At 65.8% G+C, this 12800-nt stretch carries 10 protein-coding genes; 5 read left to right on the forward strand and 5 right to left on the reverse strand.

From position 1 onward, the window contains the following. Window positions 1-596, forward strand: a 596-nt coding sequence (locus tag VFG49_RS15010; RefSeq protein ID WP_324861917.1) for an outer membrane protein assembly factor BamD, incomplete at its 5' end; no start/stop codon positions are given. Between the two features lie 201 nt (window positions 597-797). Here VFG49_RS15010 and VFG49_RS15015 read toward each other — a convergent pair. After that, complete coding sequence (locus VFG49_RS15015; RefSeq protein ID WP_324861919.1) at window positions 798-2429, reverse strand: NAD+ synthase; 1632 nt, start codon at window positions 2427-2429, stop codon at window positions 798-800. A 202-nt stretch (window positions 2430-2631) separates the two neighbouring features. Then, window positions 2632-3249, reverse strand: a complete 618-nt coding sequence (locus VFG49_RS15020; RefSeq protein WP_324861921.1) for a LysE/ArgO family amino acid transporter — start codon at window positions 3247-3249, stop codon at window positions 2632-2634. A 200-nt stretch (window positions 3250-3449) separates the two neighbouring features. Here VFG49_RS15020 and VFG49_RS15025 point away from each other — a divergent pair, with 200 nt between their 5' ends. Beyond that, the gene (locus VFG49_RS15025; protein ID WP_324861923.1) at window positions 3450-4349 is read left to right on the forward strand and encodes a LysR family transcriptional regulator ArgP; all 900 of its coding nucleotides are present in this window, start codon (window positions 3450-3452) and stop codon (window positions 4347-4349) included. A 221-nt stretch (window positions 4350-4570) separates the two neighbouring features. Here the strand turns inward: VFG49_RS15025 and sucD are convergent, their stop codons facing one another. Together sucD and sucC are read right to left on the reverse strand one after the other, a co-directional pair. Next, window positions 4571-5446, reverse strand: coding sequence for a succinate--CoA ligase subunit alpha (gene sucD, locus VFG49_RS15030; protein WP_046972115.1), 876 nt, complete (start codon window positions 5444-5446; stop codon window positions 4571-4573). A gap of 14 nt (window positions 5447-5460) precedes the next feature. After that, window positions 5461-6624, reverse strand: coding sequence for an ADP-forming succinate--CoA ligase subunit beta (sucC, locus tag VFG49_RS15035; RefSeq protein WP_324861925.1), 1164 nt, complete (start codon window positions 6622-6624; stop codon window positions 5461-5463). A gap of 305 nt (window positions 6625-6929) precedes the next feature. Here sucC and VFG49_RS15040 point away from each other — a divergent pair, with 305 nt between their 5' ends. The 3 genes from VFG49_RS15040 to VFG49_RS15050 all read left to right on the forward strand — a co-directional run bounded on the left by VFG49_RS15040 (window position 6930) and on the right by VFG49_RS15050 (window position 12025). After that, window positions 6930-8576, forward strand: a complete 1647-nt coding sequence (locus VFG49_RS15040; RefSeq protein ID WP_324861927.1) for a sensor histidine kinase — start codon at window positions 6930-6932, stop codon at window positions 8574-8576. 141 nt (window positions 8577-8717) lie between these two features. Next, complete coding sequence (locus VFG49_RS15045; RefSeq protein WP_324861929.1) at window positions 8718-10433, forward strand: trehalase family glycosidase; 1716 nt, start codon at window positions 8718-8720, stop codon at window positions 10431-10433. A gap of 182 nt (window positions 10434-10615) precedes the next feature. Continuing rightward, the gene (locus tag VFG49_RS15050) at window positions 10616-12025 is read left to right on the forward strand and encodes a sigma-54 dependent transcriptional regulator (protein ID WP_324861931.1); all 1410 of its coding nucleotides are present in this window, start codon (window positions 10616-10618) and stop codon (window positions 12023-12025) included. 389 nt (window positions 12026-12414) lie between these two features. On the opposite strand, the gene VFG49_RS15055 is transcribed toward VFG49_RS15050, so the two are convergent. Further along, on the reverse strand, window positions 12415-12800 hold a 386-nt coding region (locus VFG49_RS15055), incomplete at its 5' end, for a response regulator (RefSeq protein WP_324861933.1).

Below are 12800 nucleotides of genomic sequence, written 5' to 3' on the forward strand. Positions count from 1 at the left end.
TGGCCTACTCCCAGTACAAGGACAACCAGCCGGATGACGCGTATTCCACGATCAACCGCTTCATCAAGACGTATCCGACCCAAAAGCATGTGGATTATGCCTACTACCTGCGCGGTCTGATCAATTTCGACCGTACCGGCGGCGCCATGGAGCGTCTGCTGCAGTCGGGCGAGCCCCAGACGCGTCGCGACCAGGGCTTCAACCTGAAGTCGTTCGACGATTTCTCGGAGCTCTCCCGCCGCTTCCCGGACAGCGCCTACACGGCCGACGCCCGCCAGCGCATGATCTACCTGCGCAACCTGCTGGCGCAGTTCGAGATCAACGTGGCCGAGTATTACCTGCGCAACAAGGCCTACGTGGCCTCGGCCAACCGCGCGCAGTACGTGATCGAGCATTACCAGCAGGCGCCGCAGACCGGCGACGCGCTGGCCATCCTCACCCGCAGCTACCTGGGCATGGACCAGAAGAACCTGGCCGACCAGACCCGTCAGGTGCTGGCGAAGAACTACCCGGCCCATCCGTACCTGGAAGACCCCAAGTGGCCGCACTCGCCGTCGCTGCTGCGCAAGATGATTCCGTTCTCCGGGCACCATTGATCGAGCCCTGATTTCCCGGAACACATGAAAAGCCGGTGGGAAACCACCGGCTTTTTCTTTGCCTCACCACGACGCTTTCTGTAGGAGCGCACCCAGTGCGCGATCACCGCGCGTTGCGACTTCCAGATTGCGGGGTCTACGGCATCAACGCCTCGTAGGCTTATCGCGCACTGGGTGCGCTCCTACAGGGAAAGGTCCGGCTCAGCGCCAGCCCGAGGTAATCGGGTACCGCCGCTCACGCCCGAACGCGCGCGTGGTCACGCGCGGGCCCGGCGCCGACTGGCGTCGCTTGAATTCATTGAGCAGCACCAGCCGCACCACGCGGCGCACGGTATCGGCATGAAAGCCCTGCGCGGCGATCTCCGCCTGCGACTGCTCCGCTTCGATGAAGCGCGCGAGGATGGCGTCCAGCTCGTCGTAGGGCGGCAGCGAATCCTGGTCGGTCTGGTTGTCGCGCAGCTCGGCCGATGGCGGCCGATCGATGACTGCCGACGGAATCGCCTCCGGCTCGCCCAGGCTTGCCGCACGAGCATTGCGCCAGCGGGACAGGCGGTACACGGCGGTCTTGTAGACGTCCTTCAAGGGCGCGTAGGCGCCGCACATGTCGCCATACAGCGTGGCATAACCCACCGCCATCTCGCTCTTGTTGCCGGTCGCAAGCAACAGGCGGCCATGCTTGTTGGACAGCGCCATCAGCGTCACGCCTCGCGTGCGTGACTGCAGGTTTTCCTCGGTGGTGTCGGCCGGCTTGCCGGCGAACGCTGGCGCCAACGCACCGAGAAACGCGTCGACCATCGGCTCGATATTGATGACGTGGTAATCCACGCCCAGCTGCTCGGCCTGCGCACGCGCACCGTCGAGCGAAAGCTGCGAGGTATAGCGCGTGGGCATCATCACCGCCGTCACGCGCCGCGGCCCCAGCGCATCCACCGCCAGTGCCAGCGTCAGCGCGGAATCGATGCCGCCCGAAAGGCCCAGCAGCACGCCGGGAAACCCGTTCTTGTCGATGTAGTCGCGGATGCCGCGCACCAGCGCGGCGTACAGCGTGGCTTCCGTGCAGTCGTCCTGCGCGCCAGGCCAGCCGTCGGGGCGAAGCGTGCGCGTCTGGCCATCGAAATCGACCCATAGCATCGCGTCGATGAAGTTGGGCGCGCGTGCCGCGATGCTGCCATCGCCGTTCACCAGCAGCGAGCCGCCGTCGTACACGACTTCATCCTGCCCGCCGATGAGATTGAGGTAGGCGATGGCGCAGCCGGTTTCCTTCGCGCGATCCGTCAATACGCGCTCGCGCTCGGCCTGCTTGGCGTCGTCCCAGGGCGAGGCGTTGATCACCACGATGAGCTCCGCACCTGCAGCTGCAGCCTTTGCCGCGGGCTCCGGCTGCCAGATGTCCTCACAGATCAGGATGCCCACGCCGACGTCATCGATCCGCGCGACGGCGCTGTCATGGCCGGGACGGAAATAGCGCTTGTCGTCGAATACGCCGTAGTTCGGCAGCGCCTGCTTGTGCGTCGTCAGCTCGATGCGCCCGCCGCGCAACAGGCTTGCAGCGTTGTATACCTCCCCCTCGCTGTGCGGATGGCCAATCAAGGCCGCCAGGCCATTGGTTGCACCGGCCAGCGCATTGAGCTCGCACTGGCAGGCGGCCAGGAAACTCGGGCGCAGCAGCAGGTCCTCCGGCGGGTAGCCGCTGAGGGTGAGCTCGGGAAACGCCACCAGCGCGGCGCCACCATCACGCGCCTGCGCAATCAGGTCCCCCACCTTGGCGGCGTTGGCCGCCACCGCGCCCACCGGAAAATCGAACTGCGCCAGCGCGAAACGTAGGGAGGACATGCCGTCAGGGTCCTTATATTGCGGGGGCTGAAATGATACCCGAGCCAGCCCGGAAGCCCGCGAAAGCTCGGTATCCCGTCGCCTTGACGGAAATCGAGCCTCTATGTCCGCCAGAGCCAGCGCCAACGCGGCTCGCGCTACCCGCAGATCGGATCGGAGCAGCGAACGGGACGATTGCGGGCCCGCGACGTCGTTCCCGCGCTCAGGTTGCGGGCTGAAGCAGCAATGCCGCGGCGAGCATCCACATGAAGATAGCGATTGCGACGTCGAACACCCGCCAGGCGAGTGGGCTGCGGAACACCGGCAACAACAAGCGCGCGCCATATCCCAGCGAAAGGAACCACACAACGCTGGCCGTGGATGCACCCGCCGCGAACGCCCAGCGCCCGTCGCCCTGGTAGTGCGTGGAGAGGCTCCCCAGCAGCACGACGGTGTCGAGATAGACGTGCGGATTGAGCAGCGTGAAGGCCAGGCAAGCCAGCACGACGCGACCGCGTGTCCCGGCGCCGTTGCCCGCCGGCTGGAGGCCGCTTTCGCCCTGCCACGCGCGCCGAAGCGCCAACGCGCCATAGGAAACCAGGAACGCAGCGCCCGCATAGCGCAACCATTGCAGCAAACCCGGATGCTGCCGCACCACCAACCCCATGCCCGCCACGCCGAGCACGATAAGGCTGATGTCGGCAACGATGCATACCAGCACCACGGAACCCACATGCGCGCGCTGCAAGCCCTGTCGCAGCACGAACGCGTTCTGTGCACCGATCGCAATGATGAGGCCAGCGCCCGCGGCGAGGCCGGCCAGGTAAGCCGTGAAAGACATGGGAAGCCCTCGGGGAGAAGCCGCTACTGTGGCGTAGCGATTCGATTCAGTAAAACTAAACTTCGTGACGTCAGTTAAGTTGTTCTAATGCACGCCAGCAAGCACCGGCGCGCGGAAGGCGCAACGAAGCGCCCATGCGGAATGGGGCTGCGACCGCGCACTGGATGCGCTCCTACAGAAGTTTCAGTGGAGACAGTGAGATGAGCCTGCTCAATCCCCAGCTGTCTGCCTTCGCCGCCGTACTGGACGAAGGCAGCTTCGACGCTGCCGCCCGACGCCTCTCGCTGACGCCTTCCGCCATCTCCCAACGGATCAAGGCGCTCGAAGATCGGCTGGGCCAGGTGCTCATCCTCCGGAGCGCTCCCTGCGAAGCGACGTCTGCCGGCAAGCGTCTGCTGCAGAGCGTGCAGCAACTGCGCCTGCTGGAAACGGAAACCCTGGAAGCCTTCCACCTGACTCCCGGCGATGCTGGCCCTGCGCCGGTCGCCTTGGCGGTCAATGCGGATTCGCTCGCCACCTGGTTCCTCGCCGCGCTGGCACCGCTGCACGAGCGGCACCGGTTGTTGTTCGATGTGCGGGTCGAGGACCAGGACCATTCAACCGACTATTTGCGCGATGGTTCGGTGCTCGGTGCCATCACCGCCATTGCGCAACCCGTGCAAGGCTGCGTGGTGAAGAAGCTGGGTGTCATGCGTTACCTGCCGGTGGCATCGCCGGCCTTCGTGAAGCGGTATTTCCCGCGCGGCGTCGACGCCGCTTCGCTGGCCCAGGCACCCATGCTCGTGTTCAACCGCAAGGATGAGCTGCAGTGGCGCTTCATCCACAGCGTGACGCGCGCCCGGCTCGCACCACCGATGCACTACCTGCCCTCCTCCACAGCCTTCGTGGAAGGCGCGTCACTGGGCCTGGGCTGGGCGATGGCTCCCGAATCCATGCTGGAAAAGCCTTTCGCGGAGGCTGCGCTTCGAGCCATCGACCCGAAGCGCTGGCTGGACGTATCGCTGTACTGGCAGCACTGGGCCATACGCTCCACCACGCTGTCGACGGTGACCGAGGCGTTGCTGCAGGCGGCAAAGAAGGGCTTGCGCCAAGGGCGGTGATCGCGGTCACTCCGTTGTGGGAGCGCACCCTGCGCGCGACGGGCTGACCAAGCGGGTAGAGCGTCCAGCCATGGGTCGACAACCGTTCTTAGCCATGGTCTTGAGGCGCAGCGGTCGCGCACAGGGTGCGCTCCCGCAACAGGGTGAAGACAGGCGATGGCGCAAAAAAAGGGCCGCATCGCTGCGGCCCTTTTCGTATCGGTCAAACCGACCCGAAAAACTTACTTCTTCATCAGACCGGCGAGGGTCTTGCCGAGGTCAGCCGGCGACTTCACCGTGGTGACGCCTGCCTTCTCCAGCGCAGCGAACTTGGCAGCAGCCGTGCCCTTGCCGCCGGAGATGATGGCGCCGGCGTGGCCCATGCGCTTGCCCGGAGGAGCCGAGGCGCCTGCGATGAACGAGACCACCGGCTTGGTGACGTACTCGCCGATGAACTCGGCGGCGTCTTCTTCAGCGGAACCACCGATTTCGCCGACCATGATGATGCCTTCGGTCTGCGGATCGTCCTGGAACAGCTTGAGGCAGTCGATGAAGCTCAGGCCGTTGATCGGATCACCGCCGATGCCGATCACGGTGGACTGGCCCAGGCCCTCGTTGGTGGTCTGGAACACCGATTCGTACGTCAGCGTGCCGGAGCGCGACACGATGCCGACCTTGCCCGGCATGTGGATGTGACCCGGCATGATGCCGATCTTGCATTCGCCCGGGGTGATGATGCCGGGGCAGTTCGGCCCGATCAGCACGATTTCCGGATGCTGGGCCAGCACGTTCTTCACGCGCAGCATGTCGAGCACCGGGATGCCCTCGGTGATCGCCACGATGACCTTGATGCCGGCATCGATGGCTTCGAGGATCGAGTCGGCCGCAAACGGCGGCGGCACGAAGATGACGGACGCATCAGCGCCGGTTTCATCGACCGCTTCGGAGACCGAATTGAAGACCGGCAGGCCGATGTGCTCGCTGCCGCCCTTGCCCGGGGTCACGCCGCCGACGACCTTGGTGCCGTAGTCCAGCGCCTGCTGCGCGTGGAAGGTGCCCTGCTGGCCAGTGAAGCCCTGCACGAGGACCTTGGTGTTCTTGTTGACGAGAACGCTCATGGTTCAGTTGCTCCTCAGGCCTTGGCCGCAGCCACGGCTTTCTGCGCCGCATCGTTGAGATCGTTGGCCGGCGTGATCGCCAGGCCGGAGTTGGCGAGCAGTTCGCGGCCCAGCTCCACGTTGGTGCCCTGCAGGCGCACCACGACGGGGATCTTCAGACCTACTTCCTTCACGGCCGCGATGATGCCTTCGGCGATCAGGTCGCAACGCACGATGCCGCCGAAGATGTTGACCAGGATGGCCTTCACCTTGTCGGAGGAGAGGATGAGCTTGAACGCCTCGGTGACGCGTTCCTTGGTGGCGCCGCCGCCGACGTCAAGGAAGTTGGCCGGCTCACCGCCTGCCAGCTGGATCACGTCCATGGTGGCCATGGCCAAGCCGGCGCCGTTGACCATGCAGCCGATGGTGCCGTCCATGGTGACGTAGTTGAGGTTATGCACGACGGCAGCTGCCTCGGCCGGGTCTTCCTGGGTCAGGTCGCGCATGGCGGCCAGGTCCGGGTGACGGAACTCGGCGTTGTCGTCGGAGTTGACCTTGCCGTCGAGGGCGGCGAGGTTGCCGTCTTCGAGGATGGCGAGCGGGTTCAGCTCGACCAGGGCCAGGTCCTTCTCGTTGAACAGCTTGTACAGGCCCAGCATGATCTTGGTCAGCTGGCCGACCTGCTTCGCGTTGAGGTCCATCGCGAAACCAAGCTGGCGGCACTGGTACGGCTGCAGGCCTTCCACGAAGTCCACCACGATGGTGTGGATGTCTTCCGGCGTGTCCTTGGCGACCTGCTCGATGTCCACGCCGCCATGCTTGGAGGCGATGAACGAGACCGACTTGCTGTCACGGTCCGTCAGGATCGACAGGTACAGTTCCTTGGCGATGTTGGTCGCGTCGGTGACCAGCACCAGGTTGACCGGCAGCGCGCGGCCGGCGGACTGGTAGGTTTCCATGTGGGTGCCCAGCATGCCCTTGGCAGCTGCGCGCACGTCGTCGAGGCTCTTGCAGAACTTGACGCCGCCGGCCTTGCCGCGGCCGCCTGCGTGGATCTGTGCCTTGACCATCCACTGCGAACCACCAAGGTGCTTGGCGGCGTCGACAGCGGCATCGGGAGAGTTGGCGACCTTGCCCGGCGGCACGGCGATGCCGTACTTCGCGAACAATTCTTTGGCCTGGTACTCGTGGAAATTCATGGATACCTCGAGGGTACGGGGAAACATGGCGGCCGCGACGGGTTGTGGGGCCCGGGCGGCCAGGGGAACGACGGCGGAGTGAAGCCTGCGCTGCCGGATGCAGTGCGCCGCCGCCAGCCTGTCGACATGACGAAAACCGCGCAATACGGCCCGGTATTTTCGCAGCAGCGGCCCCCGATGGAAAGGGGCGGCATGATCCGGCGGTCCACAAGGGGCCCTTGAAGGCCAGGCGCCACAAGGCGTGAAGCGCCCGTCTATACTGGCTGGAACCCGCCTGTCCACCCTCGCAGCGAGTACCCAGCCAGGTGTCCAGCACCGTCCAGACCGCGTTCCCCAGCAACCGCCCCGCACCCGAGGCGGCCCGCCACGAGCTGCTGTTCCTCAACTGTTTCCGCCTCGCCCAGGCGCTGGTCTACGTCGGCCTCGCACTGAGCCCCAATGCGCTTGGCTGGCCCAAGCTGGCCGATGTGGGCCTGGCCCGCGGCATGGCCGTGCTGTTCCTGCTGTTCGCGCTGGGCCTGCTGTCGCTGACCCGCCGCTCCACGCCGTACATCCGCTGGACGGTCTCGGGCGCGCTGGTCGTGGACGTCATTGCCGCGGTGCTGGCCATCGCCACCATGCACGATGCCCGCATCGGCATCGCCATGATGCTGGCGGTGAACCTGGCCGCTGGCGCGCTGATCCTGCCGCTGCGGCTGTCCTGTTTCTTCGCGGCGCTGGCCACGCTGGGCGTACTGGGCCATTCGGTGTTCGAGATCCGCCACGGCGACACCGGCATGGACCGGGAGCTGCTGGAATCGAGCCTGTTCGGCCTGGCCTACTTCTCGATCACCGTGCTCTGCTATGTGCTGAGCCGGCAGATCCGTGCCAGCGAGGCCTTGGCTGAGCAGCGCGGTGTAGACCTAGCCAACCTGGCTCAGGTCAACGAGCTGATCATCCGCCGCATGAAAACCGGCGTGCTGCTGGTGGACGACGCCAACCGCATCCACCAGATGAACGAGTCGGCCTGGATGCTGCTGGGCAACCCCGCCGCCGACCAGCGCGACCTCGGGCGCACGGCGCCGGAACTGTCGCGCCGGCTTTATCACTGGATGACCTCGGGCAAGCTGGACGAATCGGCCACCCAGCTGGCCGACGGCGTGCCCGAAGTGGTGCCGCGCTTCAGCCGTCTGGCGCCCAACGACGATTCGCACGTGCTGATCTTCCTGGACGACACCTCGCTGGTGTCGCGTCGCGCCGAGGAACTGACGCTCAGCTCGCTGGGCCGACTGTCGGCCTCCATTGCGCACGAGATCCGCAATCCGCTCGCGGCCATCCGTTATTCGGCCCAGCTGCTTGCCGAATCGCACGACCTGCCACCGACCGACCAGCGCATGGTGGAGATCATCAACAACCACTGCGTGCGCCTCAACGAGATCATCGAGAACATCCTGCAGCTCTCGCGGCGCGAGCGCTCGCGCCCGGAAACGCTGGACCTTGGTCACTGGGCCAACCAGTTCGTCGAGGAATACCGCCAGGGCAACGACCTTGGCGAAGATTCGCTACGCGTGATCCAGGCCAGCGCCCCGGTCGCCGCGTTGGCCGATCCACAGCAGCTGCAGCAAGTGGTGTGGAACCTGGTGCAGAACGCCTTGCGCTACGGGCGCATGCCGGGCGAGCCGGCGCGCGTGATGGTGGTGGCGCGCCACGGCGAACACGGCGTACCCATCCTCGAAGTGATCGACCGCGGCCCGGGCATCGCGCCGAAGGTGGCCGCGCAGATCTTCGAGCCGTTCTACACCACGCACGAATACGGCACCGGCCTTGGCCTGTACCTCGCACGCCAGATGAGCGAGGCGAACCAGGCCTCGCTGGAATATGTGCGCGTGGCAGGCGGTGGCAGCTGCTTCCGCCTGGTGCTGACGCCAGCGCGCATGGGCCGCGCCACCGGGGACGCGGCCGCAGCGGGCTGATCAACGCAACTCCGCGACCGTACCGGCGGCAAGGTGAGGTGGCATGAATGCCATGGGGGATGATGCGGCCAGGATGACGGCAGCTCGCCATCGTTCCGACATCAAGGCCCCTCATCCTCACGCCATGATCAGGGAGCAGCCATGACCCGTCTGGCCCACCGTCTGCCAATGCAACCGCGTCGCCTTCGTGTCACCTCGCGCCTTGCTGCGGTGCTGGCCGCCTGCTCGCTCGCCGCGACCAGTCTTGCCGCCACGCCTGACCCAGCCAAGACACGCGCCTACATCGATCGTGCCTGGACCACGCTCACGCGCTCACAGGAAGACTGCGCCGCGCTCGCCGACCCCAAGATAGCCGGCCATCCCGTGCTGTACGTGCCTGCGGACGAGCCCGTGCCGCCTGGCGTCATCGCCGTGGGCCAGCGCTGCGGTGTCGATGTCCGGCCGCTGCCGCGCAAGATCGAACAGCTCGGTGACATCGACGCGACCACTCTGCCGCGGCAAGGCTTGCTCTACCTGCCGCACCCTTACGTGGTGCCCGGCGGCTTCTTCAACGAGATGTACGGCTGGGACAGCTATTTCATCCTGCTGGGACTGGTGGCCGACCATCGCCTGGACAAGGCGAAGAACATGGTCGACAACGCGCTGTTCGAAGTGCAGCACTACGGTGGCGTGCTCAACGCCAATCGCACCTATTACCTCAGCCGTTCGCAGCCACCCTTCCTCACCGCGATGATGACGGCGGTACTCAATGATCCCGGCAGTTTTCCCGATGTGGAAGCGCGACATGCATGGCTGGCCAAGGCCTACCCGCTTGCGGTGCGCAACTACGAGATATGGATACGGCCCGAACACCGCGCAGGCGACACCGGGCTGGCGCGCTATTACGACTTCGGCAGCGGCCCGGTGCTGGAAGCCCAAAACAGCGACGACTACTACAACCGTGTGATCCGCTGGTTGCGCGCGCATCCCAAGGATGACCCCGGCTATCTGCTCAAGGGCTCACAGCACCCGAACGCCGCCGAGGCCGCCAGGCTGAAGGACGCCAGTTGCGACGTGCGTGCCTCCAAGGTATGCGAGGGCAACCGGGTCGACGGCTACCGGCTCACCGCCGACTACTACCACGGCGATCGCGCCATGCGCGAGTCGGGCTTCGATACCAACGCTCATTTCGGCCCGTTCGGCGGGTCCACGCATCACTACGCGGACGTGAGCCTGAACAGCCTTCTATACCGCTATGAGCACGACCTGCACGACTTCGCCCTGCAGTTGGGCAAGGCCGGCGAGGCCGAGCGCTGGGCCAGGGCCGCCGAGGCGCGCAAGGCCGCCATGGACAAATACCTCTGGCAGGCGCAGTCGGGCATGTACCGCGACTACGATTTCGTCGCCGGCAAGCCCTCGCCCTGGCCTTACGTCACCACGTTCTATCCGCTGTGGGCTGGCGCCGCTTCCAGAGAGCAGGCCGCCGCCGTGCGCAACTCGCTGCCGGTATTCGAACGCAAGGGCGGCCTGAGCATGGACAATCGTGCGGCGGGCGTGCAGTGGGGCGAACCGTTTGGTTGGGCGCCAACCAACTGGCTGGCGGTGGCCGGCCTGGATGCCTATGGCTTCCACGACGACGCCAGGCGCATCGCCGCCAAGTTCGCCACCACGGTGGACCAGGGTCTCGCCGACGACGGCACCATCCGCGAGAAATACAACATGGTGCTGGGCAATGCGGACGTCAAAGTCAGCGCCGGCTACAGCGAGAACGTCGTGGGTTTCGGCTGGACCAACGGCGTGTACCTCATGCTGCAGGCGGTGATGAAGGGCACGACCAGGGAACCCGGCCAACCTGCCAGAGCGGTGGGTTCGCCTTGAATGGAGGCCGGCCCGTCACGGCCAGTATCCCGAATTGCGCGAGTCGACGGCCGCCCCGTGACGCCATCGTGAGATTCTTCGACCGCTGCCCGGGCGAGAAATAAACCGCTGCGACGTGCCGGACTTTGCCCACTGCGAAGGGGGCAGGTATCCTACGCGGGCCTTTCATCTCCCGAGACGACATGAGCCAGCAGACCGTACTGGTCGTCGACGACGAACGCGACATCCGCGAGCTTCTCACGATTACCCTTGGCCGCATGGACCTGCTGGTCGATGCGGTAGGCACAGTCACGGAAGCGCGACGTGCCTTGGCCGAGCGGCACTACGATCTGTGCTTCACGGATATGCGCCTGCCCGACGGTACCGGCCACGAAGTGGTCGAGGTGATCGCCGCTGACCATCCGGACACGCCGGTCGCCATGATCACCGCCTACGGCAACGTCGATGCCGCCGTCAGTGCGCTCAAGGCCGGCGCCTTCGATTTCGTTTCCAAGCCGGTCGACATCCAGATGCTGCGCCGACTGGTGCGCACCGCGTTGCGCCTGGCCGAGGAAAAGCGCAGCGGCCAGGCCACGGCCAAGCCCGACGGCAACGAGCGCCTGATCGGCGACTCGGTCGCCATGCAGCAGGTGCGCAGCACCATCGGCAAGCTCGCGCGCAACCAGGCGCCGGTCTACATCGCCGGCGAATCGGGCGTAGGCAAGGAGCTGGTGGCCCGCCTCATCCACGAGCAGGGCCCGCGTGCGGCCGGACCGTTCGTGCCGGTGAACTGCGGCGCGATTCCCTCCGAGCTGATGGAGAGCGAATTCTTCGGCCATCGCAAGGGAAGCTTCACCGGCGCGGTAGGCGACAAGGAAGGCCTGTTCCAGGCCGCGCACGGCGGCACGCTGTTCCTCGACGAAGTGGCCGAGCTGCCCCTGCACATGCAGGTGAAGCTGCTGCGCGCCATCCAGGAAAAAGCGGTGCGCCCCATCGGCGCGCGCGAGGAAGTGCCGGTGGACGTTCGCATCCTGTCGGCCACGCACAAGAACCTCGCCGGGCTGGTCGACCAGGGCCAGTTCCGCCAGGACCTGTTCTACCGCATCAACGTGATCGAGCTGCGCGTGCCGCCGTTGCGCGAGCGCCGCGGCGACGTACCGCTGCTGGCCGACTTCGTGCTGCGCCAGCTGGCCAACAAGAGCGGCAGCGCGCCGGGACGCCTGTTGCCCGCGGCGGCCCAAGCGCTGGAAACCTACGACTTCCCGGGCAACGTGCGCGAGCTGGAGAACATCCTCGAGCGCGCCATGGCGATGTGCGACGGCGACCAGATCGACGTCAGCGACCTGATGCTGCCGCAGCGCATGCCGCGGACATCGGAGTCCTCAGCACCCGCACCGATGGCAGCGGGTGCGCCACCTGCATCCGCACCGATCGCGCCAGCCGCAGCGCCGGGCGCCAATGGTGGCCTCGACGACTACATCAGCAACCTGGAACGCACGGCGATCATCAAGGCGCTGGAAGAGTCGCGCTACAACAAGACGGCCGCTGCCAAGAAGCTGGGCATCACCTTCCGCGCGTTGCGCTACAAGCTCAAGAAACTCGGTATCGACTGAAGCGGAAAGGCCGGACAATGTCCGGCCTTTTTGTTTGCGCGCCCCGCGGGCACGTCGTTCTTCTGCAGGAGCGCATCCAGTGCGCGAAGAGCCTCAGTCAACAACTGCATGGCGATCTTGCGATTCGGCGGTCGCGCATAGGGTGCGCTCCCATATACATCGTTCCCGCCATCGCGCACTGGGTGCGCTCCTACAAGGGAACCTTCGGAAGTGCGGAGGTATTGACCTCAGGCCTATCGCACAGGTGTGCACGAGTTTCTTTTGCGGGAGCGGACCCTGCGCGCGACAAGCTTCAGTCAACAACTGCATGGCAACCCTGCAGCTCCGCGGTCGCGCACAGGGTGCGCTCCCACATACATCGTTCCCGCCATTGCGCACTGGGTGCGCTTCTACAACGGCACCTCCGGAAGCGCGGAGGCGCTGGCCTCCAGCGCGTCGCGCACCGTTCGCAGCAGTTTCTGCGTGGAGATGGGCTTGTCGACCAGGAACAGGTGTTCCATCACCGGCAACTCATCCATGTCCGGCGGTGCATCGGGGCGGGCGAGCAGGATAACGGCGCGGCGATAGCCGTGGTCGAACAACGCGGCCAGCGTGCGCACGCCGGTGAAGAGGTTCATGTCGGCGTCGAGCACGACCAGGTCCGGTACGCCCTGCGCCTCGATCCATTGCAGCGCCGCGGTGCCGCTCTGGCTGCCATGCGCCTGATAGCCCCACGAATCCAGTGTGTCGACGAGTAACGAAAGCTGGCCGGCCTCTTCCACCACCACCAGCAGAC

Origin of the sequence: Dyella sp. (assembly GCF_035685885.1) — a bacterium.
In the GTDB taxonomy this organism is placed as follows: domain Bacteria; phylum Pseudomonadota; class Gammaproteobacteria; order Xanthomonadales; family Rhodanobacteraceae; genus Dyella.

Bases quoted from the DNA above. Each gene is read 5' to 3' on its own strand.
- VFG49_RS15015 (WP_324861919.1), bottom strand. From the start codon at position 2,429: ATGTCCTCCCTACGTTTCGCGCTGGCGCAGTTCGATTTTCCGGTGGGC.
- VFG49_RS15020 (WP_324861921.1), bottom strand. From the start codon at position 3,249: ATGTCTTTCACGGCTTACCTGGCCGGCCTCGCCGCGGGCGCTGGCCTC.
- VFG49_RS15025 (WP_324861923.1), top strand. From the start codon at position 3,450: ATGAGCCTGCTCAATCCCCAGCTGTCTGCCTTCGCCGCCGTACTGGAC.
- sucD (WP_046972115.1), bottom strand. From the start codon at position 5,446: ATGAGCGTTCTCGTCAACAAGAACACCAAGGTCCTCGTGCAGGGCTTC.
- sucC (WP_324861925.1), bottom strand. From the start codon at position 6,624: ATGAATTTCCACGAGTACCAGGCCAAAGAATTGTTCGCGAAGTACGGC.
- VFG49_RS15045 (WP_324861929.1), top strand. From the start codon at position 8,718: ATGACCCGTCTGGCCCACCGTCTGCCAATGCAACCGCGTCGCCTTCGT.
- VFG49_RS15050 (WP_324861931.1), top strand. From the start codon at position 10,616: ATGAGCCAGCAGACCGTACTGGTCGTCGACGACGAACGCGACATCCGC.